The organism is Streptomyces sp. SPB074, from assembly GCF_000154905.1.
Classification (GTDB): Bacteria; Actinomycetota; Actinomycetes; order Streptomycetales; family Streptomycetaceae; genus Streptomyces.
In genome coordinates, this window is the sequence record NZ_GG770539.1 from 2,955,549 (window position 1) to 2,978,020 (window position 22,472).

General features: G+C 71.0%; 24 protein-coding genes and 2 pseudogenes. 10 read left to right on the forward strand and 16 right to left on the reverse strand.

The features are described 5' to 3' along the window. The first annotated feature begins 581 nt into the window (after nt 1-581). The 4 genes from SSBG_RS12090 to SSBG_RS12105 all read left to right on the forward strand — a co-directional run bounded on the left by SSBG_RS12090 (nt 582) and on the right by SSBG_RS12105 (nt 3,535). Nucleotides 582-821 (forward strand): chaplin, encoded by a 240-nt coding sequence (locus tag SSBG_RS12090; protein ID WP_008746416.1) that lies wholly within the window; start codon nt 582-584, stop codon nt 819-821. A 151-nt stretch (nt 822-972) separates the two neighbouring features. After that, entirely contained in the window at nt 973-1,401 is a 429-nt protein-coding gene (locus tag SSBG_RS12095; protein ID WP_008746417.1) for a hypothetical protein, read from the forward strand. A 229-nt stretch (nt 1,402-1,630) separates the two neighbouring features. Then, nucleotides 1,631-2,134, forward strand: a complete 504-nt coding sequence (locus tag SSBG_RS12100; RefSeq protein WP_008746418.1) for a DUF5949 family protein — start codon at nt 1,631-1,633, stop codon at nt 2,132-2,134. 216 nt (nt 2,135-2,350) lie between these two features. Further along, on the forward strand, nt 2,351-3,535 hold the full coding sequence (locus tag SSBG_RS12105; RefSeq protein WP_008746419.1) for an FAD-dependent oxidoreductase: 1,185 nt from the start codon (nt 2,351-2,353) through the stop codon (nt 3,533-3,535). 115 nt (nt 3,536-3,650) lie between these two features. Here SSBG_RS12105 and SSBG_RS12110 read toward each other — a convergent pair whose 3' ends face one another. From SSBG_RS12110 to SSBG_RS12120, 3 genes are all read right to left on the reverse strand, one after another. Continuing rightward, nucleotides 3,651-4,025, reverse strand: a complete 375-nt coding sequence (locus tag SSBG_RS12110; RefSeq protein ID WP_037869565.1) for a fluoride efflux transporter FluC — start codon at nt 4,023-4,025, stop codon at nt 3,651-3,653. Beyond that, entirely contained in the window at nt 4,022-4,519 is a 498-nt protein-coding gene (crcB, locus tag SSBG_RS12115; RefSeq protein ID WP_008746421.1) for a fluoride efflux transporter CrcB, read from the reverse strand. Before crcB ends, SSBG_RS12110 begins: the two co-directional genes overlap by 4 nt. 256 nt (nt 4,520-4,775) lie before the next feature. Further along, the gene (locus SSBG_RS12120; RefSeq protein WP_078491281.1) at nt 4,776-5,423 is read right to left on the reverse strand and encodes a DUF1345 domain-containing protein; all 648 of its coding nucleotides are present in this window, start codon (nt 5,421-5,423) and stop codon (nt 4,776-4,778) included. A gap of 438 nt (nt 5,424-5,861) precedes the next feature. Between SSBG_RS12120 and SSBG_RS34560 the strand changes: the two genes are divergently transcribed. The 4 genes from SSBG_RS34560 to SSBG_RS12135 all read left to right on the forward strand — a co-directional run bounded on the left by SSBG_RS34560 (nt 5,862) and on the right by SSBG_RS12135 (nt 7,858). Continuing rightward, the gene (locus SSBG_RS34560) at nt 5,862-6,410 is read left to right on the forward strand and encodes a hypothetical protein (protein ID WP_008746423.1); all 549 of its coding nucleotides are present in this window, start codon (nt 5,862-5,864) and stop codon (nt 6,408-6,410) included. A 2-nt stretch (nt 6,411-6,412) separates the two neighbouring features. Then, nucleotides 6,413-7,096, forward strand: coding sequence for a YdcF family protein (locus SSBG_RS12130; RefSeq protein ID WP_037869568.1), 684 nt, complete (start codon nt 6,413-6,415; stop codon nt 7,094-7,096). Then, complete coding sequence (locus SSBG_RS35750; protein ID WP_324603507.1) at nt 7,062-7,259, forward strand: WbqC family protein; 198 nt, start codon at nt 7,062-7,064, stop codon at nt 7,257-7,259. Before SSBG_RS12130 ends, SSBG_RS35750 begins: the two co-directional genes overlap by 35 nt. A gap of 119 nt (nt 7,260-7,378) precedes the next feature. After that, nucleotides 7,379-7,858, forward strand: coding sequence for a WbqC family protein (locus tag SSBG_RS12135; protein WP_324603508.1), 480 nt, complete (start codon nt 7,379-7,381; stop codon nt 7,856-7,858). 339 nt (nt 7,859-8,197) lie between these two features. Here SSBG_RS12135 and SSBG_RS12140 read toward each other — a convergent pair whose 3' ends face one another. The 8 genes from SSBG_RS12140 to SSBG_RS12170 all read right to left on the reverse strand — a co-directional run bounded on the left by SSBG_RS12140 (nt 8,198) and on the right by SSBG_RS12170 (nt 13,297). Further along, nucleotides 8,198-9,112 carry a transposase family protein gene (locus SSBG_RS12140; RefSeq protein ID WP_008746426.1) on the reverse strand — a complete coding sequence of 305 codons (915 nt, stop codon included), beginning with the start codon at nt 9,110-9,112 and terminating at the stop codon, nt 8,198-8,200. Between the two features lie 42 nt (nt 9,113-9,154). Next, nucleotides 9,155-9,553 carry a type I restriction-modification system subunit M N-terminal domain-containing protein gene (locus SSBG_RS12145; protein WP_008746427.1) on the reverse strand — a complete coding sequence of 133 codons (399 nt, stop codon included), beginning with the start codon at nt 9,551-9,553 and terminating at the stop codon, nt 9,155-9,157. A gap of 72 nt (nt 9,554-9,625) precedes the next feature. After that, nucleotides 9,626-10,495, reverse strand: a complete 870-nt coding sequence (locus SSBG_RS12150; RefSeq protein WP_008746428.1) for a GNAT family N-acetyltransferase — start codon at nt 10,493-10,495, stop codon at nt 9,626-9,628. A gap of 77 nt (nt 10,496-10,572) precedes the next feature. Continuing rightward, a complete protein-coding gene (locus SSBG_RS33665) occupies nt 10,573-10,740 on the reverse strand; it encodes a hypothetical protein (protein WP_199781359.1) in 168 nt (55 codons plus the stop codon). Beyond that, nucleotides 10,737-11,867 (reverse strand): radical SAM protein, encoded by a 1,131-nt coding sequence (locus SSBG_RS12155; RefSeq protein WP_037869571.1) that lies wholly within the window; start codon nt 11,865-11,867, stop codon nt 10,737-10,739. Before SSBG_RS12155 ends, SSBG_RS33665 begins: the two co-directional genes overlap by 4 nt. 22 nt (nt 11,868-11,889) lie before the next feature. After that, nucleotides 11,890-12,456: a hypothetical protein gene (locus SSBG_RS12160; protein ID WP_037869573.1), complete on the reverse strand. Its 567-nt coding sequence runs from the start codon at nt 12,454-12,456 to the stop codon at nt 11,890-11,892. After that, nucleotides 12,453-12,854 (reverse strand): ATP-binding protein, encoded by a 402-nt coding sequence (locus SSBG_RS12165; RefSeq protein WP_008746430.1) that lies wholly within the window; start codon nt 12,852-12,854, stop codon nt 12,453-12,455. Before SSBG_RS12165 ends, SSBG_RS12160 begins: the two co-directional genes overlap by 4 nt. 11 nt (nt 12,855-12,865) lie before the next feature. Continuing rightward, nucleotides 12,866-13,297: a hypothetical protein gene (locus tag SSBG_RS12170; protein WP_037869574.1), complete on the reverse strand. Its 432-nt coding sequence runs from the start codon at nt 13,295-13,297 to the stop codon at nt 12,866-12,868. A 153-nt stretch (nt 13,298-13,450) separates the two neighbouring features. On the opposite strand from SSBG_RS12170, the gene SSBG_RS12175 reads away from it, so the two are divergent. Together SSBG_RS12175 and SSBG_RS12180 are read left to right on the forward strand one after the other, a co-directional pair. Next, on the forward strand, nt 13,451-14,551 hold the full coding sequence (locus SSBG_RS12175) for a helix-turn-helix domain-containing protein (protein ID WP_037869575.1): 1,101 nt from the start codon (nt 13,451-13,453) through the stop codon (nt 14,549-14,551). A gap of 14 nt (nt 14,552-14,565) precedes the next feature. Then, the gene (locus SSBG_RS12180; protein ID WP_008746433.1) at nt 14,566-15,234 is read left to right on the forward strand and encodes a YdcF family protein; all 669 of its coding nucleotides are present in this window, start codon (nt 14,566-14,568) and stop codon (nt 15,232-15,234) included. A gap of 113 nt (nt 15,235-15,347) precedes the next feature. Here SSBG_RS12180 and SSBG_RS31010 read toward each other — a convergent pair. The 5 genes and pseudogenes from SSBG_RS31010 to SSBG_RS12210 all read right to left on the reverse strand — a co-directional run bounded on the left by SSBG_RS31010 (nt 15,348) and on the right by SSBG_RS12210 (nt 22,393). Then, nucleotides 15,348-16,350 (reverse strand): annotated as a pseudogene (locus SSBG_RS31010) (IS5 family transposase). Between the two features lie 206 nt (nt 16,351-16,556). Then, a complete protein-coding gene (locus tag SSBG_RS12195) occupies nt 16,557-17,063 on the reverse strand; it encodes a topology modulation protein (protein WP_037869576.1) in 507 nt (168 codons plus the stop codon). A 43-nt stretch (nt 17,064-17,106) separates the two neighbouring features. Then, nucleotides 17,107-18,135, reverse strand: a pseudogene (locus tag SSBG_RS12200) (thiopeptide-type bacteriocin biosynthesis protein). Next, on the reverse strand, nt 18,108-19,334 hold the full coding sequence (locus SSBG_RS12205) for a lanthionine synthetase C family protein (protein WP_008746440.1): 1,227 nt from the start codon (nt 19,332-19,334) through the stop codon (nt 18,108-18,110). The pseudogene SSBG_RS12200 and the gene SSBG_RS12205 overlap by 28 nt, the downstream one beginning before the upstream one ends. Further along, complete coding sequence (locus SSBG_RS12210) at nt 19,331-22,393, reverse strand: lantibiotic dehydratase (protein WP_008746441.1); 3,063 nt, start codon at nt 22,391-22,393, stop codon at nt 19,331-19,333. Before SSBG_RS12210 ends, SSBG_RS12205 begins: the two co-directional genes overlap by 4 nt. Nucleotides 22,394-22,472 lie beyond the last annotated feature (79 nt).

Consider the following 22,472-nt stretch of genomic DNA (forward strand, 5'->3'; position numbering starts at 1 on the left):
CGCGCGCGCGGCGGCGCCCGCGAGCGGGCCCTGCGCGAGGGCGGCGAGGGCGAGCAGTGCGCAGGCCGCGCCACGGCGCACCACGGCGGACAGCGGAAGTCGGCTTCGCATGACGGCCCTCCGGGGGCGGCTTGGGGGGCGGGACAGCCCGAACCAGGATCCAGAAACGGGACATTACGCCCAACACGCCGTTGAATCGCACACTGGTGGCAAGTCGTGACAACAAGGGCGGAACGTCGGGACTCTAACCCCGGCCCCCCGGAGAATGCGTCAGCGTCGGCGAAGCGGTTCGGGTGTACTTGTCGGATCGACTGCCGAACCGCCCGAACGGCCCAGCCCGCACCCCGGACCAGCCACGTTTTCCCCACTCCGACGATCACACAAAGTGACCATCCGGCGGGTACGGCGTGTTCCGCGTCCCCCGGCCGACGCTCTTTCACCTTTTCGGGGCACAACGCGCGGCGCCCCGACGGCGTTGTTGCAGACGCCGGGTCAGTTCCCGGCATCCCGGCCCGCACGCAGCCAGCGGCACCGGCCGGGCGCCCCGCACGATTCCCACACCCCGTAAGGAGCGCTTCGCCATGTCGCGTACCGCCAGGGCCCTCGTCCTTTCCTCCGTCGCCGCCGCCGCGCTCGCCGGCTCGGCCGGTCTCGCCTCCGCCGACGCCGGCGCGCAGGGCGGCGCCGCCTTCTCGCCGGGCGTCCTCTCCGGCAACGCGGTGCAGGTCCCGGTCCACGTGCCGGTGAACCTCTGCGGCAACACGATCAACGTCGTCGGCCTGCTCAACCCGGCCTTCGGCAACACCTGCGTCAACGCCTGACACAGGCAGCGGCCGCCCCCCCGGGAGGGGGGCGGCCCATCGCACGGGGGCTCACGGATCAGCCCCTCCGGCGTACGAGTGGCCCGGTCCGGGGCGGAGCCGCCCGGGGCCCCGCCCCCGCCGGGCGCCCCACCCCGATGAGAGGACCACCATGGCCGCCAAGCACCGCAAGCCCCGCACCTCCCCCTCCGTCGCCAAGGTCGCCGCCGTCGTCGTGGGCGGCCTCGCCGCCGCGAGCGCCGCGGCCCCCGCCTTCGCCGCCCCCGCCGTGGACACCGCCGCGCTCACCCCGACGAGCCTCAACGGCGGCTACTACACCGCCGCCACCCAGCTCCAGGGCGCCGTGGACACCGTCGCGAACGACGCGCTCGACCCCTCGAAGCCGGACTCCCTCGGCAAGACCGTCGACGCCGTCGCCCGCGAGGCGAAGCCCCTCCTGCCGCAGGAGAAGATCGACCCCGCCGCGCTCGTCCGGGACGACTCCACGACGGCCGCCGCCACCGGCCTGCTCGGCGGCCTCCCCACCAGCGACCTGCCCGACGCCACCGGCCTGCTGGGCGGCCTCCCCCTCGGCGGCTGAACCGGCTCCGGCGGCGCGGGGAACGACCGCGCTCCGGCCGGAAGGTCCGCGCGACCGGAACGGGCTCCCTTCCCGACCGGAACGGACCCGCTCCCGACCGGAACGGCCGTCCGCCCGACCGGAACGGCCGTGCGAAGCCCAAACCCGTTGGAGTGATGGCCGGTTCGGGCTCCCCCGGACAGGTGAAAGAGGCGGGGGCGGGCCGGGACGGACTCGCTAGGGTCCGGGGGTGACTTCGACCGACAGCGCGCAGCGCGTTTTCCGCCCCGCAGAACTCGGCACGCTCGTCGTCGTGGCGTGGAGCGGCAAACACCCCGACGACGACCACGACATGCCGTTCCTGCTCGCCTACCCGCTCGGCGACGGCACGGCGGGCCACGAGGGAACGACCGAAGCGGCCCTCGCCCTGCTCGCTGACACGAAACTCCCGGTCGGCGGCACCCTCCTCGACGGTACGCAGACCACGAACCTCCCCCTCACCCTCCTCGTGGAGGCGGGTTCGGCCGCGCTCACCATGCCCCCGAACCTCAACGCCCAGTGCGAGGTCCCCCCGGAGTGGTTCGCCGCCGCCAAGCAGCGCGGCTACGCCTACTTCATCTTCGCGACCCGCCCCTGGCCGCAGGCCGTACCGGGCCAGCAGATCACCGAGGAGGCGCTCGCCGCCTTCGTCGGCGACACGGAGATGCTCACCACCTCCGCCCACGTCCTCCTCCCCGTCCGCAGCCTGCGCTGACCCGCCCGGGGCCGGGCCCACCACCCGGCCCACCGCGGGCCCACGCCCGCCCGGCCCGGCACGGGCCCCGCTCCCCCGTACCTCCGCCCCGCACCCCCCCGTACCTCCCCCACCGCCCGTCCGTGACCCGGCACACCCTCCAACGAACTCGTTCGTCACGAACGCGTTCGTTACGGTGGAGACGCAAGCACCCGTCCCCGCCCCCCGGAGGCAGCCATGACCAGCCCCGCCGGCACACCCTCGCCCCCGCCCGCATCCCTCCCGCACCACCCCGTCGCGATCATCGGGGGCGGTCTCAGCGGCCTCCTCCTCGCCCGCGTCCTGCTCGCGAGCGGCCTCGAAGCGACCGTCTTCGACCTGGAGAGCGGGCCGGGCGCCCGCACCCAGGGCGGGATGCTCGACATCCACGAGGAGACCGGCCAGGCCGCCCTGCGCACGGCCGCCCTCTACGAGGAGTTCCGCGCGAAGGTCCACCCCGGCGGCGAGGCCGTCCGCGTCTGGGACCGGGCGGGCACCCTCGTCCACGACGAGCCCGACACCGGCGACGGCGGCAGGCCCGAGATCGACCGGGGCGACCTGCGCGCCCTCCTGCTCGCCTCGCTCCCCCCGCACGCCCTGCGCTGGAACGCCAAAGTCACCGGCGCGCGCCCGCTCGGCGGCGGGCGCCACGAGGTCACCCTCGCCGACGGCACCGCCTTCACCACCGGGCTCCTCATCGGCGCCGACGGCGCCTGGTCCCGCGTCCGCCCCCTCCTCACCCCCGCACGGCCCGCGTACACGGGCATCTCCTTCATCGAGTTCGACCTGCCGGACGCCGACACCCGCCACCCCGGGGCCGCCGGCGTCGTCGGCGACGGCATGTGCTTCGCGCTCGGCGGCGGTCAGGGCTTCCTCGCCCACCGCGAGACCGACGGCTCCCTGCACCTCTACGCCGCGCTGCGCGCCCACGAGGAATGGCTCGACGCGCACGACTTCACCGACACGGAAAAGACCCGGGCGCTCCTCCTCGACACCTTCACCGGCTGGGCGCCCCGGCCGCGCGCCCTGCGCGACGAGGCGGGGGGCGGCTTCGTCCCGCGCCGCATCCACGCCCTCCCGGCCGGTCTCACCTGGGAGCGCGTCCCCGGCACCACCCTCGTCGGCGACGCCGCGCACCTCATGTCCCCCTTCGCGGGCGAGGGCGCCAACCTCGCCCGCGCCGACGCCGCCGACCTCGGCACGGCGCTCCTCGCCCACCCCGGCGACCCCGAGGCCGCCCTGGCCGCGTACGAGTCCGTCCTCTTCCCCCGCGCCACCGGGACGGCCGCGCTCTCCGCCGCCTCGCTCGACCTGCTCTTCGGCGAGGACCCGGCCAAGCACCTCGTGGATCTGTTCACGGGCAAGGAAGACCCGCGGGGCTGAGCGGGGGCACCTCGGCCGGGACGGGGCACCTCGGCGGTACGGACCGGCCTCGGCGGTACGGGGCACGGCACGCGTGGCCCCTGGAGACGGCCCGGCGCACCCTCCCCCTCGGCCCCTACCCCCACACCCCCGTCGCGACCGCGACCCTCGCGCACCCGGCGGCGAGCCCGGCCGCCATCGACAGGAGCGCGTTGCCGGCCGCGAGGCGGCCCGCGCCGGTCTCGGCGAGCCGCAGGGTCTCGTAGGAGAGCGTCGAGTACGTGGAGAGCGCCCCGCACAGCCCCGTCCCGAGGAGCGCGACGACGTGCGAGGACGCGGCACCCGCGAGCGCCGCGCCGGTCACGAGCCCCAGGGCGAGACACGCGACGACGTTGACACTCAGCGTTCCCCAGGGGAAGACCCCGCGGCGCCGCGCCGTGACCCACCGGTCGGCGGCGTACCGCGCGGGCGCCCCGACGAGCGCCCCCACCACCACGAGCAGCCAGTTCACCGCGCCTCCTCCGCTTCCGCGACCACCGCGAACCGCTCCCGGAGCAGGTACCGCGCGAGCGAGGCACTGCCCCACACCGTCACGACGGCCGCCGCCATCGTCCCGAAGAGGTACAGGGCGGCCGGCACGTACCGCCCGGCGACGAAGAGCCCGCGCACGTCCAGCGCGTACGTGGAGAAGGTCGTGAAGCCACCGAGCACCCCGGTGCCGAGGAAGGGCCGCACCAGGCGGTGGGTGTGCGGGCGCAACTCGGCGACGACCGCCATGAGGACGCCGATCAGCGCGCAGCCGACGACATTGACGAGCAAGGTCGTCCACGGGAAGTCACCACCCCGGACGGGCCACAGCACCCCCGCGCCGTACCGCGCCAGCGCCCCGAGCGCCCCGCCCCCGGCGACGACGGCGAAGACGGACCCCTGCCCGTCCCACGGACCGCTGACGGGCACCTCGGCACCGACATCGGGATCGACGGGCTCCCGCGACCGCACAGACATCACGCGCACTCTCCCACTCGCACGGGCGCGCGCCTGAGCGCACACCTCACCTCGCAAGCAGGGACCGTTGGCGGCTCATCCGCGGTTGGTTACGGCGGGCCCCACCGCCGCGCCCCCGCGAACGGGGGCCGTTCCCAGCCTACCGCGCCTCCCGCGAGCGCCCCGGGGCCCGGCGGAACCGCCTGGTCACGGCGAACGGGCGCCGGCTCACGTGGTGAGCGTGCCCGTGTCCGTGCCCGTGCCCGTGCCCGTGGCGTCACCGATCGGCGATGCGGGAGGTCACGACGGCGACCGCGATGGCGAGCAGGAGCGTGTTGAAGACGAAGGAGAGCAGCGTGTGGGCGAGCACCTGCCGACGGACCGCGCGCCGGGTCACCTGGACATCGGTCGTCCCCAGGCTGGTGCCGACGGAGAAGGCGAAGTAGGCGAAGTCCAGTGCCTCCGGCGCGTCTTCCGTTCCCGGGAAGTCGAGCCCGCCCTCGTCCGCGTACAGGCTCAGGTAGATCATCGCGAACCCGGTCTGGAGGGTGATCCACGCGGTGACCACGGCGAGGACGCCGACGCTCAGCGTCAGCCACGCCGCCGCGCCCAGCTCGTCGGCGCGGGGCAGCGCGACCAGCGTCGCGATCAGGGCGATACCCGCCGCCAGTTGGGGAAACTGCTTCGGCGTGGCGGTGAACCACCGGTCGGACGCCCGCCGGCGCCGGGCGGCGCGCACGACGTCCAGCAGCGACTCGGCGTCGTGCCCCCGGTAGGTGAGCCAGGTGAGGAAGAGGTAGCAGAGGGCGTAGATGTCCCAGGCGGCCAGCGACTTCACCACCGCCTCGCCCGGCACGACAGTGGCGAGCAACGCCAGCGGCAGGGCGAGGAGTTGCCGGACGACTTCACGTTTCCACCAATTCATACGCCCCGCCTGCCCCCCACCCCGACGACGCACGCCCCGCCCAACGCCCCAGCCGCCCCCGAGCCCCCGCCGAGCGGCATCACGTACACCTCAGGAACGGCCCCACGGCTTCCGCGTCAATGACTCCCCACTGCGGCAGCACAACTTCGTGGCCGGCACCGGGCAGACGAACAGTCCCGCCGGCCCTCCCCGAAAGGCACTGGCGCCGACGGCGACGGGCCACCGGGCGTTGCGTTGTTCCCGCACCTCAACGCAAGACAGCGACGCCCGTAACTTCCCGTCGAAGAACGCGAACTGGGGCATGGCGGCATACGCTCGGTGGCCTGCGTGGCAGGGCCCAGCAAAACGACATTCCGTAAAGGGATCACCGAACTCGCCTACAAGCCGTCGGCCCGTCCGGTAGCTCGCGTTCGGCGTCCAAGGGGTGACCGCAGAAGAGTGACCGAGCAGGATCCCGAATTGCCGCCCACACAGTCGGCGTCGGTCAAGCCGGACGAGCTTGGCCACCCCCTGCCTTCCTTGCCGAGCGAGACGATACGGGGTCACCCGGACGCCGGGGCCTCCGTGCTCGTGAAGAGCTGTTTCGCCCGTTGCCTCACGCCCCACCGCGCTCTCGGCGCCCGGCTCGGCGTCACGCTGCCGGACAGCCTGCCCCGCCCGCTCACGTACTGCCTCCACCGCGACGAGGCCGAACACCGACGGCGCCTCGCCGCTCGCGACAGGCTGCTTTCGCACCGGGACTACCGGTATCTGGACATTGCCCGGACTGCGGGCGTCCTTGAGTCGCCCATGCAGCGGGTGCAGTTGACCACCGCGCGCGCCCACGTACTGCGCACCGACCCCGCGACCCGTGAGGACGGCCTCCGCCTCCTCGACGAGGCCGCGCGGATCGCCGCGCGGTCCGGGCTCGGCCATCAGCTCCGTAGCGTCGAAGCCATCAGGCGGACGTGCGAAGACGCCTTCACTTCCACCGATACCGATCATTGACCATGGAGCACGACGTGGCGGACGAGCGACCGCAGGACATCACCGAGGAGCAGCGGCAGGCGGCCCAGCTGATCTGGGACTACCACCGGTTGCGTCACAAGCCTCGCGCCTGCGACGCGGCCATCGCGCTGGGCTGCAACGACCTCGGTGTCAGCGCCCATGCTGCCCATTTGTACCGGGCCGGCCTGTTCCCCGTCCTCGTGTTCACCGGCGGCAACAGTTCGGACACCCTCGGCGTGTTTCCTCGTGGCGAGGCGGTGCACTTCCACGAACACGCGCTCGCACTCGGTGTCCCCGCGCACGCGATGCTGCTGGAGCCCAAAGCAGCCAATACGGGGCAGAACATCGCCTTCGCCCGCGAGACGCTCACAGCCGCCGATGTCAGGGCGCGCTCCGTACCGCTGGTCACCATGCCGTACATGGAACGACGGGCTTTCGCCACGTTCCGCAAACAGTGGCCCGAGGTCGAAGTGGTGTGCGCCTCCGACCCGTTATCGTTCGACTCCTACCTCAAGGCGATGGGCGACGAGCGGATGGTGATCAGCATGATGGTCGGCGATCTGCAACGGGTGAGGGAGTACCCGGCTCTCGGATTCGCCATCCCGCAGGACGTCCCGGAGGACGTGAGCGATGCGTACGATTCCCTCGTCCGTGACGGCTTCACGAGCCACCTCATCCGGCAGTGACCTGCCGGCCCCCGGCGGCCAGTGCGCGATCCACCAACCCAACCTGTTCCCGAGGCTGCCGACGCTGGCCAAGCTGTTCACGGCGGACTACTGGATCGTCCTGGACGACGTGCAGTTCACCCGCCGCGACTACCAGCACCGAGTGCGCCTCGCCGCCTTCTAAGCGCCGGACCGCCAGCAGTGGTTCTCCCTCCCCACCCACCTCCCGGGCGGGCGATCCACTCTCATCCGGGAAGCGCTGCTCGACGACACCGAACTCGCCCGCCGAAGGGTCGCCGGAATATGCTGCGGCAGAACTTCGGAGCCAGCCCGTACTGGCACTCCCTCACCCACGTCCTGGACCCGGTGCTGGATGCCCTCGGCCGGATCGCGGTGGTCGCGGAGACGTCCACCCGCGTGCTCCTCGACCTGTTCGGCTGGCGGGGCAGGATGCTCAGCAGCAGCCTCCTGGCCGCCAGACCGGGCCGCTCCTCGCGACTCGCCGACCTGGCCGCCGCGACGGGCGCTCGCGCGTACCTGTGCGGGACCGGCGGCATGACCTACCTCGACCCCGCCCCGTTCGCCGCCAGGAACATTCCCGTGGCCGCCTTCCGGCCCCCGACCACCGGCATCTGGTCGACCGCACGCCGGCTCAGCTCCCTGTACGCCCTGGCGGCTCTCGGCCCGGACACCCTGGCTGCCCGCCTCCGCTCGGTTGCCGACGACAATGCCGCACTCGCGGCCGCTACCGCCGGGTACGGCCCCCTCGCTCGGGAGCGGTAACAGACACCGGTGGACGCGGCTGCACCGAGGCCGTACCGCTGGCGGCTGGTATCGATTGCGTCGAGCGGAGCCGGGCGGCTTCTGCTCGAAGGTTGCGTACGGGGTTTGCTGCGCTTCGGGAAAACCCCTCCAGAGTTACGCGGCGAACAAGCCGGTGAGGTCTGGGCGGTGCGGCTCTCGCGTTGTCTTCCACAGATGTGGACGCCGAAAGTCGGTGGCTCTGCCCGGGTGGCGCTCGTAAGGGTGGTTCCGGTCACCGCTCGATCGGGTTCAGCGTTACTGCTTACGAGTTGGTGCGTGATAGGGGGTGAGGTGTGTTTGCCCTGCTCACGGCCGTTTTCAGATGCTGGTGTTGCGGTCGGAGACGAGGCCGGCGATGGCGCGGTAGGTGTCGGGCAGGCGGTCGCGGCGATGTGTCCAGCGGGTCAGTTGCTTCCAGCGTTTGTGATCAGCGAGGGCGTGTTCGACGGTGATGCGGTCGGACGAGTGGCCGTGGCGGTCGCGTCCCCATTGTTCGACTCTGTCGGGCAGTGCTCCCGGCCGGGGTTTTCTCGGCGGCGTGATCGCCTGCCCGCGATGGTCGCGGCTCAGCCCCAGGTAGCCGTCGTCCAACAGGACCTCGACGTCGGGGAAGTGCTGGAAGCAGATGGCGATGCCTTCGTCGCGGGCGGCGGTGGCGTCGTGCATACGCCCAGGTCGTAGGGCATCGGTCCATAACGTGCGGCCCCGCCAGCCGGCGATCACGGTGGCCTTCATCGTGTTCTGCTTCTTCTTGCCCGAGACGAATGCGCGCCGGCCGCCGCGGCCGGCCGGTGGCCGGCGGACCCGGATCTCGGTGGCGTCCAGACACAGCTCGACACCTTCGGCCTGCGCGTAGGCAAACACATCCGCCAGAGTCCGAAGCCGCAGGCCGGGACGGTCGGGAACCGCGCACCCCCGCTCCGCCAAGAGCGTGCGCACCTCTCCGATCGCCCGGGTGACCGTGGATCGGTCGACACCTGACAGCAGCCCCAGCACCGAGTGCGGCAGGTCGTGCCGCAGGTGGATGAGTGTGGCCACCAACCGGTCGACGAACACCAGCTGATGGCGGGCGCCGGCGCCTTCGGCCCGCTTGCGGGCCCCGCCTCGCACAGCATGGCGGCGACCCTCGACCCCGGCCTGCCACGGCTCGGCCAACTCTTCGACCAAGCACGCAAGATGACGCCGGGAGAGCCCCGTGAACAGTCGATGCGCCAGCACCGCCCGATTGACCATGATCGCCACAGCGGGATCATGCCATCCACGTGGCACGACACCTCACCCGCTATCACGCACCAACTCGTTAGTGAGCAAGTTCGAAGTCGTGATGGTGAAGCGCGCGTCCTTCATGTGGTGCGCGTAGGTGGAGTCCTCGCCACCCAGCGTGCGCAGCCAGGGAAATACGCCGTCGCGTACCCGCGTGAGCATGTTCTCGGGGGACTCGTTGATGAACACGGACCAGCGCAGGATCTGGGTGTCGTCTGCGTAGATCGGGTTCTCGACCGGACGGCCTGTGCGGTTGGCCTTGTTCTCCTTGGCCTGCTCTAGGATGTCGAGGCGCCGGATGAACATCAGGTAGGTGATCTGCTCGATGACCTCCAGTGGGTTGGAGATCCCGCCAGACCAGAAGGCGTCCCAGAGTCGGTCGATCTTGCTCTTCAGCTCACCTGTAATCACGCAAGCAGGCTAGCGTGTCCCTCTGACACATGGCGGCCCGATCGGTAGTCGGTGCAGTGCGCCAGGCTCGTGTCAGACCGTCCTGGCGTGCAGAAAGCCCAGCGTGGTGAGCCCTTCGTTGCGGCACAGGTGGTCGGACGCACCGCCGACTTCGGTCTGGAGGAGTTGGTAGGTCGCGCCGTGTGTCTGGCCCCAGTGCATGGCGGCACGCCACAAGTGCCGGCCGAGACCGTGCCCGCGCGCGTCAGGGTCTACGGCGAAGTACTGCGGCATGAGCTGGGCCATGCCCGTGGGGTCGGGGCAGATCTCCATGGGGCCGATGGCACCGACAACACGGTCCTCCAGCACGGCCACGAGGACCGGGCCGCATCCCTTGGCCCTCATCTGGCGGTCGAGGAAGGCGAAGCCGTCGGCCGCCATGGTTTGGGCGAAGGTGGTGAAGGTGCGGCGGACGGGGAGGGGCCAGTCTTCGAGCCGCCGGACGGGGCCGACGGAGGGGGAGTAGTGCCGCGCCGTGAAGTCCTGGAGCTGGATGCGGACCCCACGAGGATGCGGCGTCTCCGGGCCCAACGGCCGGACAACGCGCGCAGTGGCTGCTCCGTGAACTGCCGCGAGCTTTCCCGCGAGCTCGGCGGCCTGGTCGAGGACGTCTCCTCGTTGACCGTAGGCGAAGACTTTCACTGTTCGCCCGCCGCGGGTCAGCAGGGTGGGGATGAGCGTGTGGTCGGGGTGATGGACCACATCGTTGACGAGGACAGCCTCCTGCTTCTCCGCGCCCCAGCGGCGGTCCTTGTCGTACGGCAGGAAGTGGCACTCTGAGGCGGCCGCCACCAGGGTGGCTTCGAAGAGGTCGACCGTCAGGGCGTGCGGGTGGACGGGGCCGAGGGTGGGCACGACCGGTGCGGCGAGCGCGGGGCGGAGCCAGTCCCAGCGGAAGACCATGCGGGCACCTTAGCGCTGTATGTGAGGGCGCTCCGGCCCGTCGGTGGACGGGCCGGAGCGCGTAGGTCGGGTTGTGGTCAGAAGGGGTTGTCGTCGCCGGCGTCGCAGGAGCACTCGGCGCTCTCGACGACGTCGTCGAGGTCCGCGACGAGTGTCACGGCGGCCGAGGCCACCGGGGGCGCCGCGTGGCGGGCGCTGCTGGGCGGGGCGGTCAGGATCTGTACCGGTACGGGTCCGGGCGTCATGGGGGCACCGTCTCTTTCTGTGGGTCTCCGTGCTGGCAGTAGCTGTGCAGTGGCGCCTTCGCCTCCTGGTAGTGCTTGGCCAGGGGGCGGCAGACTCGGCAGGTGCCGGACAGGGCGCAGCCCTCGCACCCTCCGGTGCGAAGCATCAGGCGGTCGGCGATCGTGCCGAGCCGTCGCAGTCCTTCGACGCCTTCGGCCATGAGGTCGATCTGCTCCTCGCGGCCGACCTTGCAGATCGAGACCTTGGCGTGCGGGTCGGCGTGGAAGAACGTGTGGCCCGCGTTGCATCCAGCGAACGGCTTGCGCCGGCGGAGGTGGTCGGCGGACTGGGCGAGGAGGGGTTCGCCGCCGCCGTAGATGGTCGGGGTCATGTTGGTGTACGCGTGGTGCTCCACGCCCCACTCCCGGGCGAGCGCGGCCATCGCGTCGGCCTCGCGGGCGTTGTCCTCCGTGACGACGACGTTGATACGGAGCGGCAGCCCGGCGGCGCGGGCGGCGTGCATGCCGCGCCGGAACGCCTTCCATGCTCCGCGCCGCTGGGTGAGCGCGTCGAAGGACTCCTCGCTCGCGCCGTACATGCTGACGACGAGGCGGTAAGGCGGGCACTCCCGGAAGAGCTGGAGCAGGTCGGGACGGGAGAGCAGGGAGCCGTTGGTGGAGATCGTGAGCATCATGCCGCTGAGCCAGGCGTACCGGTAGGCGTTCTGGAAGTCCGGGTCCATGGTCGGTTCGCCGCCGGTGATCTGGAGCCAGATGACGCCGGCCTCGCGCATGATGTCGAGGAGTTCGACCTTGTTCTCCCAGGTGAGGCCGGAGAAGGGCCGTTCGCCGAGGTAGCAGTGCTTGCAGCCGAAGTTGCACCCGAGGTTTATCTCCCAGGAAGCCCGGCAGTATCCGTACGCGGACGGTTCCCGGATCAGGACCGTGTGCTTCGTCGGGGCACCGGCGACATCGAGGCCCCAGGCGTCGGCCGCCAGCTCGACCGCCCAGGACGGCAGGGGCTGGGCGTTTACGGCGGCGGCTCGGAGCTGCTCGTAGTGGGTGGCCGGGATGCGGGCCCCGGATCGGGCTCCGGGGCGGAGCAGGAGGTGGCCGTCGAGGAAAGGGGCGGCGATGAGCTGGTGCATGGCGTTCCTTTCGCGGGTGGGTTCAGCAGTGCAGGGAGCAGTCCGGGCACGCGCAGCCCGAGAGCGGGTCCGTACCGCTGCCGCCGCACGTCGGGCAGACGTCAGCGCGCGGCACCGACGGCGAGAGCTGAATGCGCCCAAACAGCAGTCGGTCGGACGTGAGAGCGGCATCCAGGTAGGTGTCGAGGCGAGCGGCGTCCGCGGACTGTGGCAGCGCGTCGAGACCGAGCACGAGGATCGCCTCGCTGGTGCGGGCGACCAGTTCGTTCCAGGAGCGGCGAGTGGGGAGGGGGAGTCGACGGGAAGCCCCGGGCACGTGCAGCAGCGCGCGGTCGCCGACGAGCCGCAGACGACGTCCGAGACGCGGGATGACTTCACGGGCTCCGGTCAGTCCACCGAGGCATCCGGACAAGCGCCGCATGTGGTCCTCGGTCGTCGCAGCGGTGCCGCCGTTGGTCGGGGCCGGAGTGTGCGTGATCAGGATGCGTGCGATCTCGCGGTTGTCCGGTCCGGCACCCTTCCAGGTCCAGGCGGCGAGAGAGACGTGCAGGCGCAGTTCAGGGCTCGGTGGGATGAGAGCGATGCTCATGCTGCCGTCCCTCCCGGGGCTTTGAAGCACGACCAGACGATCTTCCCGAGCGGGGTGCGGTCCTCCACGCCCCAGCCGTCGGCGAGCGCGGTCACCAGGATCAGCCCGCGGCCGACGGTGTCCGTGTCGTCAGGGCGACGAGGGTGGGGGCGTCGGCTGCGGCTGTCGTGTACTTCCAGGCGCACGGCCTCGTCATCGGCGTCGATTTTCACGAGGAAGCCTCGGCCGGGGGCCGCCCCGTGGAGCACGGCGTTGGTGGCGAGTTCGGAGACGCAGAGGCGGACGTCGTCGCCTCGTTCCAGCAAGCCCCAGCTGGTCAGGGCCTCGGCGGTGAACGTCCGTGCCTCGGCGACCGACTCGGGCCGGGACTCGAAGAACCGCTGGGTCGTCTTGGTCATCGCGATGGTCCTCATGACAGTGACGTGGCGTCTACGACGCGGGTGGTGCCCGAGTGCGGGCGGTGAACCGGACCGCTTCGGGGAACGGTCGAGGGCGTGGGACGCGCCCGTCGGACCAGCAACAACCGGGCCCCGGCGCATTCGATTTGGCGTCCCCGTTCGACCGCCACGGCCTTCGGGCCCAGGTGGGACATGGCGGGGACGACGACGCCGTAGACGTCCGGCAGCGCGAGCGCGTCGAGGAGACCGTTGAACGCCGCCGAAGCGGCCCCGGTGGCCTCGCGATCGGTGAAGAGACCGGACAGCCGCAGCTCGTGGGCGCGGCAGTACTCGGCCAGCGAGGCGGCCAGCGCGTTCTGCCGTGCGCGAGGTACGCGTATCAACCGGAGGAATCCGTAGACGACCGGGCCGCTGACCAGGCGGTGTTCGGTGAGGGGTTCCATGTTCAGGACCGTCCAATGGCTCGACTCGTGGTGACGCATTGAGCATGTCAGCGACCCAACTCGCGCGGAATCGACGCTTGTTCTACTTCCGTTCCACTTCCGTCCCGGCGCGTCCTCGGGTCTGCTTCGATGGCTGGTGGAAGGGAGCGACGCGTGGCGACCGTGCATCACTGGACCGGGCTTGAGGCGAAGGCGCTGCGGCTCGCCCTGAGGCTGAGCGTGCGGTCCTTCGCGGAGCGTCTTGGCCTGGCGGTCGCGACCGTGTCCAAGTGGGAGAGCAAGCTCGCCGCCACCGAGCCGAGGCCCGATACCCAGGCCATCCTTGACACGGCCCTCGGGCGGGCGGACGCGGCGGTCCACCTGCGCTTCGAGACTCTCCTGTCGGAGATGGCCGGCTCCGTCGCGACCGCCGGCAGACGTGTCACCCCCTCCGGACCCCGGGCGTGGGAGTACGAGTCATGGGCCGATGACCTCGACCGCGTCGTGGTCGCCCTGTCCCGGCAGGACTTCGCCTTCGCCGACAGCCTTCTCACGCGGTGGCTGGGCAGGTTCACGGCCCACGAGCTGGATGAGAAGGGCCTGTACCTCTTCGGCCGCTCCTCCACCTTGCTCGGCGACCTCAAGCGCGATCAAGGCGTCGTTCTGGGCCCGCTCTCGGCGCAGCACTCCTACAACGGTGCCCGGACGGTCTTCACTCAGCTCGACATCCCCCGCCGCGTCGCCCAGCTCGATCTGTCACTCGCGGTCGTCACCGAGATGTCCGGCAAGCTGGAAGTCGCTGCCCATAGCTACGAGTCCCTCGCCGTCGACGACCGCCTCTCACGCCGCGACCGGGCTCGCGCACGCCTGTGGGTGGGAACGGCGCTGAGCAAAGATGGTGAGCACGACTACGCGACCCGCGTCATGCAGGCGGCGACCCGCGAGTTCGAAGACCTCACCGAACCGGAGGACTGGTCGGTCGCCCATCAGAAGCTCGCTCTGGCCCGCCGTGGCGTCGGCGATCTCTCGCAGGCCCTGCACTTCATCGATATCGCCCGAAGCAGCGGGACGACCGACTCACCTATGCAACGCGTACGTCTGGACACCGCTCATGGCCACATCCTGCTTTCCGATGCGGCGACCCGGGATGATGGAGTCCTCGTCCTCGATCGGGCCGCCAGGGTAGCCGCGCAGTACGGGCTCGTGCACCAACTGCGCAGCATTGAGGGCATCAGGGCCATGAGTGAGGGGCTGACCGGCCCCCGGCAACGGTGACCAGGGAGAAACGCGTGCGCAACGACCAGCAGGGCATCACCGAGGACCAGTGGCACCAGGCCAGGCTGATCTGGGACTACCACCAGATGCAGCACGAGCTGCGACCTGTCGACGTGGCAATCGGGCTGGGAAGCCACGATCTCGGCGTCGCGACCCGCTCCGCCGAGCTGTACCGTGCCGGGCTCTTCGAGACGCTGGTATTCACCGGTGGCAACAGCCCCACCACTGCCAAGGTCTTTCCTCGGGGCGAGGCGATCCACTTTCGTGAGCACGCCATCGACCTGGGCGTCCCCGCCGATGCCATCCTGTTGGAACCGCACGCTGCCAACACTGGAGAGAACATCACGCTCTCCCGCGAAGTCCTTGCCGCCTCCGGTATCCATCCGGCCACGGTGCTGCTGGTCTCCAAGCCGTACATGGAACGGCGATCGTTCGCGACCGCCCGCAAACTGTGGCCCGATGTCGAGTTCCTGTGCGCGTCAGAGCGGTTGGAGTTCGACGACTATCTGAGGAGCATCGGGGACGAGAAGCTCGTTCTCGACATGCTGGCCGGCGACCTCCAGCGGGTCATCGAGTACCCGAAGCTCGGATTCGCCATCGAGCAGGAAGTTCCTGAGGACGTACATGCAGCGTACGAATCTCTCATTCGTTCCGGCTTCACCAGCCGCCTCATCGCCTCGTGAGCGGCCTGCTTCCGGCGGCCAGTGCGCGATCCACCAACCCAACCTGTTCCCGAGGCTGACGACGCTGGCCAAGCTGTTCGCGGCGGACTACTAGGGAGCGTATTCGGTTGTGATCAAGAGGCTGCTCGTGTGAGGTCCTTGATCCAGATCATCGAGGCGCGTAGGTAGAGTCCGGCGAGGTAGCTGTCGGGGGTCTTGTCGTAGCGCGTGGCGATGCCTCGCCATGCCTTGAGCTTGTTGATCAGACGCTTGACGGTGTTCCGCTCCTTGTAGAGGTCTGCGTTGTGGCTGACGGGCCGGCCGCCGTGGGAGCCCTTCTTGTTCCGGTTGGCGGCCTGGTCCTTCTTCTCCGGGATGACCGCTTTGATACGGCGTTTGCGCAGGTGGGCACGGTTGCCGCGGGACGAGTACGCCTTGTCTGCGGCGACCGCGTCCGGCCGGGTGCGGGGACGGCCGACGAGCCCGCGGACCCGTACCTTCCCCAGCACTGGGATGAACTGCGGACTGTCGGCGGCCTGCCCCTCGGTCAGGATGAACGCCAGCGGGCGGCACCTCCGGTCGCCGGCGACATAGATCTTGCTGGTCTGCCCGCCCCTGGAGCGTCCGAGCAGGGCGGCCTTCAGCCGGAGTTTGCGTCGGCGCCGGACGCGCCGTCGTTCTTCCCGCCCGGGATCGCTCCCGGCCTCCTGCCCGGTTTGTTCGTCGCAGCCGCCCCCTTCGACCTGGCCTTCTCCGCCTCGGCGGCAGCCTTCTCCAGAGCGGTGAGGACCTCCTCGTCCAGGTGCATGCCGGCCGCGTCGTGATGGGCCCGCGCGGTGGTGGAGTCGATGCTGACCAGGGACAGGTCCACCTCACCGCGCTTCGCGGCTTCCGCGATCAGGCCCTCCAGCAGGGCCTCGAAGACCCCGGCGTCACGCCACTGCCGGAAGCGGTTGTGGACGGTCGACCAGGCGCCGAACTCTGCCGGCATCTCCCGCCACTGGCCGCCCGTCTTGAACCGCCAGATCACGCCCTCGAACTGCTGCCGCAGCCGCTCGGGGTACGGGCCGTACTCGCCGATCGGCAGGTACGGCCCGATGAATCCCACTCCGCATCCGTCAGTTGCATACGAGTCACCCATGAAGGCCTACCCGCCCAGGACCCACCACGCAGGCAAAACCCGCAGATTGATCACGACCAAATACGCTCCCTAGTTGAGGGGAAGGCGCGTGAACAGAGCGCTTCGCGTTGCCTATTGCGGGCTGCGCCCGTGGGACATGGACCGTCTGTACGGCGTATCCGGGTTCCACTTGAGGCCCGGGGCGTGCATAGAAGGGGCAACGTCACTGCTCACCAGCCACCCTTCGCAGCCAGCGGTGCGTCTGGCGCCGGTTTGCCAGCAGCACCACTTCGGCGCCCGAGTTGAACTCGTTGATCTTCGCCATCACGCGGGGGCGCATCATGCGCCGGTACGTGGCGACGTACTTGATCACGCCCCAGTGAATGCGGTTATGCACCCCGTTGCCCTTGTGCCCGGCTCCGTGCCGGACCTGCCGGGAGAAGATCCCGTACAGCGCCGCCACGGTCGACACGTCCATCAGGACCACTGTGTCGCAAGCTTCGAGCCGTACCTGCAGCGTCGAGTTGTAGTTGCCGTCGATCACCCACCGCGGCTCCGCGACCAGCTCGCTCTGCACTCGGGTGAACTCGTCCATGGGCAGCGCGTTCCACTCGTCGTCGCAGAACACGGCATCCAGGTGCGTCACCGGGGCATTGAGAATCCTGCCGAGATGGCGGGCCACGTGGGACTTGCCGCTGCCTGCGCAGCCGACGATGGCGACCTTCTTCATGGTGCTCCAGCGTAGAGACAACAAGTGCTGGGTCGTAGCGTCGTCATACTCCCTGGCTCCCCTGGTGATCGACGCCGTGCAGGATGGCCGCCCGGGCTGCCCAGGCCAGGATGCTCTGCCCTCGCATGGACAGGCCCAGCCGGTTCCAGTGGAAGATCACGTGGTAGCTGAGCACCTGCCGTAGGCCGCGGTCCAGCGTCCCGACCTGTACGGCACGGCGAAGTTCTTGCCCCGTGCTGCGGAAGGCGCCGACCCACTCGGAGACGGGCTCCAGCAGTCCGCCGGGGCGCAGCAGGACGTCGCTGTCAGCGAAGAGCAGGGGCCGGATCTCTTGGGCGCGGGCGTCGAGCCGGTCCCCTGGGACGTCGCCGACGGCCGAGCGGTGCTCTTCCGTGATGACGCGATGCCAGACGTCCCCCTGCTCGTACCACTCCAGGCCGGCGGCGCGCATCATGATCGTGCAGAGGAGAACAGACAGCTCGCGCGGCCCCACAGCCAGGTCCCCACGTTATCTGAGTTGCGCCGCCTCTCGGCTGTCGGTGATGAACAGGGCGTGCGCGGCCGTCATGCTGGCCTCGCCCCCGAATGCCGCAGTCTCGGGCTCGTAGATCCCGGGCCACCAGCGCGCGAGGTGCCCGTCGGCCACAAGGCGGTGCAAGCCGAGTCGGTCCAAGCCCTCCGCGGCGCCGATCTTGGCGCCGATCCCCGGCCGGACGCGGAGACGTAGACGCCAGCAGGGGTGCTTCCTGGTGTACCACCAGCCGCCGATGAGGCCGGCGGTCTCCGCCTCTTGGAGCAGGGGCAGGACGTGCACGGTGAAGGTCTCGTCGGCTTTCGTCCAGTCGGTGAAGTGGAGGTACACCTGCCACCAGTCGTCCGTGGAAGCGTGCCGGGCCAGGGCCTCCCGGCCGGCCTGGTCGTAGACCGCCAGGGCGTCGGACAGGGTCGTCGGTTCCATCCCGTGCTGGGCTGCGACTTCGGGGATCAACAGGCTGGTGAGGGCGGCCGTGACCGCGCGGTGGATCGGGCTCGGCTCCGTCGAGATCAGTTGATCAGCAGACATGCGTCCCATCCGGTGTTCGGGGCCTGCTGCGAGGCGTGAGTGGTCAGGGCGAGCGCGGTGCCGGCGTCACCGTTGATCAGGCCGGGCTCGGGAAGGCCGGGCCGGGCGCTCGTGGCGAGGGTGTCGCCGAGGCTTCTCGGGAGGGCCTGGAGGCGAGGGTCGACGGCATCAGCGGCGGCGCGGGTGGCGGTCTGGTAGATGCCCGCCCAGCCGTGGCACAGGCCCGAGTCAGTGACCTGCGCGAGCTGTTCGGGGTCGGTCAACGCCCGGTACAGGGCGTCCTCGTAGAACCCCTGGACGTCGGGAGCGTGCAGGGCGAGTCCGGCGAGTTGCCCGGCTCGCGCGATTCCGGTGGTTCCGTAGCACCAGCTCGGCCGGGCGGGAGCGTCGTGGTGGGGGCGCCCGAGGTCGAAGTCGCGGCGCGAGATGTGCTCGGGCCACCAGGGACCGGAGGGGCTGAGCTGGCACCAGGTATCGAGGTGTTCGCAGATGCTCCAGATGGCTTCGCGGTGGCCGCCGACGGTGATGCCGCGGCGCATGGCCTGGGCCAGCAGAAGGAGCGGGCCGGTGATGCCGTGGGCTGCGCCGAAGTTGCCGTGGCCGCCCGGAAAGTGGGGGGATTCGCCGCGGGCGGGGTCGTGGCGGACCCACCAGCCCGGCAGGCCGCGGCCGTCGGGTGCGAGGGGGCGGGTCAGGGCGACGAGGTACTTCAGAACTCGTTCGAGGGGGAGCCCCTCGGGGTCGGTGCGCAGGAGGTACGCCCCGATGCCGGTGAGGCCGTAGAACAGGTCGTACTCGGCGAACGCGGGCAGGTCGCCCTTGCGGATACGGGTGAGCGCGGCGTCCACGCGGCGGTGGGTCAGGTCAGTGATGTGCTGGTGCAGGGTCCGCCGCGCCGGTTCGTACAGGTGCTGGAAGGACGGCGGGACAGTGGTGAGGACGAAGCCGAGGGCCGGGGCGCCGAGGAACAGTCCCGCAGTGTCGGCCGCGCTGATGTGGCCGGCCGCCGCGGCGGTGATCCACCGGTGGGCGGGGCGCCAGGAGCCGCCGTGACGGCTGACCGTCTCGATGTGCAGCAGGCTGATCCCGGCGGCGCCGTCGGCGAGGGACTGCACTGCCCACGGCTCGTCCGGAGGCGGGGGAGCGGGTTGGGCGAGGTGGGCGGTGTACTGCTCCAGGATCGCGGTGGTAGCGGCCAGCGCAGTCATCGAGCCGCCCTCCGGTGCTGGAGGGCCGCGGTTCGTACGAGCCGGATGGTGGTCTCCTCGGCGCGCGGGTCAACGCCCAGGGCCCGGACGTGGTGCTGGTGCAGGAGCGACCGGGCGACGTCGAGCGGGTCACGGTGGTCGGTCAAGGCCGTCCGGTAGGTGTCGACGGCGGCGGCGCGGGCCCGCCACGCTTCGACGACCGCAGGGCCGCCGGGGAGGGCCGCGAGCACGGAGTCGCCATTCGGCGCGGCGAGTTCGAGCACCTGGGCACGCAGGGCCCGGTTCAGCCGTCCCGTGCCCTGGGGGAGGTTGCGCACCAGCCACTCCTCGGCCGCCGCGGTGTCCGGCGCCAGGGGGGTGACGAGGTGCAGGGCGCTGGCCGCGGCGAGGGCCTGCGGGGCGAGCGCGTCGGTGCGCTCGGTGAGCTGGATCTGCGCGAGGGCGACGGCGGAGTCCGCGGCGAACACCCGGTGCGCGGCGTCCATGGCTGTCCCGTGGCCGAACCGCCCGGTCTGCGGCTGGTAGGGAGCCAGGACGAGCCCGGCCGCCAGACCGGTCCCGTGCAAGCTGTCCGCCCACCTGCGGACGTGCTGGGCTGCTGCCCCGTACGCGTCGGGCGGCAGGTGCAGCGTGAGGTCGAGGTGCTGGTCGGCGTCCGGGCGGGCCATCTCCCGGTGCCGGGTGAACCACCAGAGGGGCGGGGCGTCGCCGAACGCGGCGAGGAGGCTGGGCAGGCGGCGGCTCAGGATCTCGTCGTAGCGGCGCGGGTGGGCGTGGAGCTGCGCGAGGAGGACGTCGCCGGCGCCCGGAAGGTGCCGATCGGGGGCCGCTGACGGGGCTGTGCGCGGCCGGGGTACCTCGGCGGCCGGCTCCGAGCGGCCCAGGGAGAGCCAGATCTCGTGTGCCCGCCCGATCCAGCCGTGGGCGTCTGCGTCCGGTAGCTCGCGTAGTTCCAGGCGCCGGGTGTTGTCGAGGTGGGCGCGTAGTACCCGGAGGTGGACCGGGTGGGACAGGTCAAGGGGGAGGCGCTGGTCGTACTCGATCATGGCGACCTGCTCCGGGGCCCGCAGCCGGTCCCGCCAGGCGGCGAAGGCGCTCTCCCACTCCTGGATCGAGGCTTTGCGGCCGGGCAGGTCGTCGGCCATCAGCAGCCATCGGGCCTGCGTGAGGATGGTGCGGCGGTAGCGCACCCGCGGGAGGAACGGGAGCCGGGAGCCGGCGCCGAAGTCGAATGGCTTGTAGGCGGCGAACCGTCCATTGGCTACTTCGGCGAGGAATCGGGCGAGCGGCGGGGTCTGCGTGCCGCCTTCCAGGGCGTGCAGGACCCGGACGTCGATGCGTCGGCCGGTGGAGAGTTGTACGAGGTGGAAGCTGCGCGGGTCGACGGTGACGGCGATGTCGGCGAGCGGGATCGTCGTCGCGTCTGTCTCCTGGTGGCCGGACAGCTCGATGACGTGGGGCAGCAGCCGCAGCGTGCGGGTGACGTTCTCGTTGCGGTGGCGGCGCGGTGGGAAGACGAGCTGCGCCGTGAGGCTGTTCGGCGCTCCGTGGTACGTGGCGGCGAGCGCGTCCTGATGCTCGGGCGGCAGGGCGTGGGCGAACCGGCCGGCCATGCTGCTGCCGGGCCGGGGGACCGCGGTGAGGAGGATGTCGAAGGCGCCACTGGAGAGTGCCCGGGTGCTGGAGGAGTGGACTTCGAAGGCGACCTCCACCCGGGGTACGAACAGCCGCTCGTCCTTCCCGGCAGCCTTCTCCAAGGCGTCGACCATGTCGTCCGTCAACCGCAGTTCACGGCCGCCGTCGAGGAGAACCTGCTGCATCATCGCGAGCAGCAGTTCGTCGCGGTCGGTGCGCACCTTCAGGGCGGCTCCGCGTTCGGAGCCGACGTATCCGGCGGGCAGGCCCAGGCCGCTGTCGGCGACCAGGTCCATCACCGGCACCAGGGCGCCGACGCCGTACCGGGCCCGGAAGCGGCGGTGGTAGTCGCGCCAGTGCTGGTAGCCGTAGGGCTGCGGGGTGGTGCGGTAGAGGGCCGAGACGGATGCTTGCGCTTCCGCGATCACGGCCTGCGGGAGCGTGGTCTCGCAGTCGAGGGCGGTGTCAATGAGCAGCGGTGTCGGCGTGACGGGGGTGAGGGCGCGCATCCGCGTGGCGACGGTGCTCACGCTGGTGTCGGAGAGGGTCGGCTGGTGCGCGGACAGCTCGTCGCGCAGGGCGTACAGCTCGTGGACCAGGTCCCGCACTTCGGGGATGTTGTCCGCCTGGAGTCCGTCGAGTTCGCGGCACAGGTGCTGGAAGGCGTCCACGGTGGTCATGGGCGCCCAGAGGCTGGTGATGAGGAACCGTTGCTCGACAAGGCTGGCGAGAAGAGCGTCGATCTTCTCCGGCGTGGCCTGCGGGAAGAGGTCGCGGAGGTGGCCGTGGAGTCCCCGGTACGGGATGGGGGTCCGGGCCGCGTCCAGGGCGGCGGCCACCGGCCGGGCGTTGCGGACGGATATCTCGACCGGGGCCAGGAGAACGGCGTGGCCGTCGGAGGGCGGGCCCGGCGCTACGAGCCGGTCACCGCGGGCGCGGGCGGCGTTGTTGGCGACGAGCGGTAACCGCTCCAGTAACGCGGGGGTGCGCTGGAGGCGGAGCACCATGTCAGTGACCCACTCGGCGTCCGGCCGGATCGTGGCGCGGTGCTTGTCGCGCCACCGTGCGCTCGCCCGGGGGCCGACGGACACCGGAGCAGTGCCGGCGAACAGGCCGAGCGGGGTCGGCCGGTGCTGCCACCGCAGGAGGTAGGACACGGTCGACAGCGCGGTGCGGCGCACGTGACGGGGCTCCGTCTGCCTGCCCCGGACGACCGCCTCGATGGCGTCGGACAGGACGGGGGTGGCCAGCTCCAGCGCACTGCGGAAGTCCTCGCGCTGCCAGATGCGGTTCAGCCATCCGCGGGTGACGGCCACGTTGTCCAGGTCGAGGGTGCGGGGGATGTCTGCCGGCCCGGGGCTGGTGGTGGCGCGCAGCATCGCAACGCCTTGCCACAGGTATCCGGCGGCTGCTCGGGAAGCCATGAGGCCCTTCCATGAGGCGGCGCGGGAGGGGAGAGGGCCCGTGGGCCGGGCGAAGCGCTTCGCCCGGCCCACGGGTGCG

Coding starts and splice junctions, on each gene's coding strand:
- SSBG_RS12140 (WP_008746426.1), bottom strand. CDS start 9,112: ATGGTCAATCGGGCGGTGCTGGCGCATCGACTGTTCACGGGGCTCTCC.
- crcB (WP_008746421.1), bottom strand. CDS start 4,519: ATGTCTGTGCGGTCGCGGGAGCCCGTCGATCCCGATGTCGGTGCCGAG.
- SSBG_RS12095 (WP_008746417.1), top strand. CDS start 973: ATGGCCGCCAAGCACCGCAAGCCCCGCACCTCCCCCTCCGTCGCCAAG.
- SSBG_RS12105 (WP_008746419.1), top strand. CDS start 2,351: ATGACCAGCCCCGCCGGCACACCCTCGCCCCCGCCCGCATCCCTCCCG.
- SSBG_RS33665 (WP_199781359.1), bottom strand. CDS start 10,740: ATGACGCCCGGACCCGTACCGGTACAGATCCTGACCGCCCCGCCCAGC.
- SSBG_RS12120 (WP_078491281.1), bottom strand. CDS start 5,423: ATGAATTGGTGGAAACGTGAAGTCGTCCGGCAACTCCTCGCCCTGCCG.
- SSBG_RS12130 (WP_037869568.1), top strand. CDS start 6,413: ATGGAGCACGACGTGGCGGACGAGCGACCGCAGGACATCACCGAGGAG.
- SSBG_RS12155 (WP_037869571.1), bottom strand. CDS start 11,867: ATGCACCAGCTCATCGCCGCCCCTTTCCTCGACGGCCACCTCCTGCTC.
- SSBG_RS12165 (WP_008746430.1), bottom strand. CDS start 12,854: ATGACCAAGACGACCCAGCGGTTCTTCGAGTCCCGGCCCGAGTCGGTC.
- SSBG_RS12205 (WP_008746440.1), bottom strand. CDS start 19,334: ATGACTGCGCTGGCCGCTACCACCGCGATCCTGGAGCAGTACACCGCC.
- SSBG_RS12170 (WP_037869574.1), bottom strand. CDS start 13,297: ATGGAACCCCTCACCGAACACCGCCTGGTCAGCGGCCCGGTCGTCTAC.
- SSBG_RS12210 (WP_008746441.1), bottom strand. CDS start 22,393: ATGGCTTCCCGAGCAGCCGCCGGATACCTGTGGCAAGGCGTTGCGATG.
- SSBG_RS12135 (WP_324603508.1), top strand. CDS start 7,379: ATGCTGCGGCAGAACTTCGGAGCCAGCCCGTACTGGCACTCCCTCACC.
- SSBG_RS12195 (WP_037869576.1), bottom strand. CDS start 17,063: ATGAAGAAGGTCGCCATCGTCGGCTGCGCAGGCAGCGGCAAGTCCCAC.
- SSBG_RS12160 (WP_037869573.1), bottom strand. CDS start 12,456: ATGAGCATCGCTCTCATCCCACCGAGCCCTGAACTGCGCCTGCACGTC.
- SSBG_RS12150 (WP_008746428.1), bottom strand. CDS start 10,495: ATGGTCTTCCGCTGGGACTGGCTCCGCCCCGCGCTCGCCGCACCGGTC.
- SSBG_RS12090 (WP_008746416.1), top strand. CDS start 582: ATGTCGCGTACCGCCAGGGCCCTCGTCCTTTCCTCCGTCGCCGCCGCC.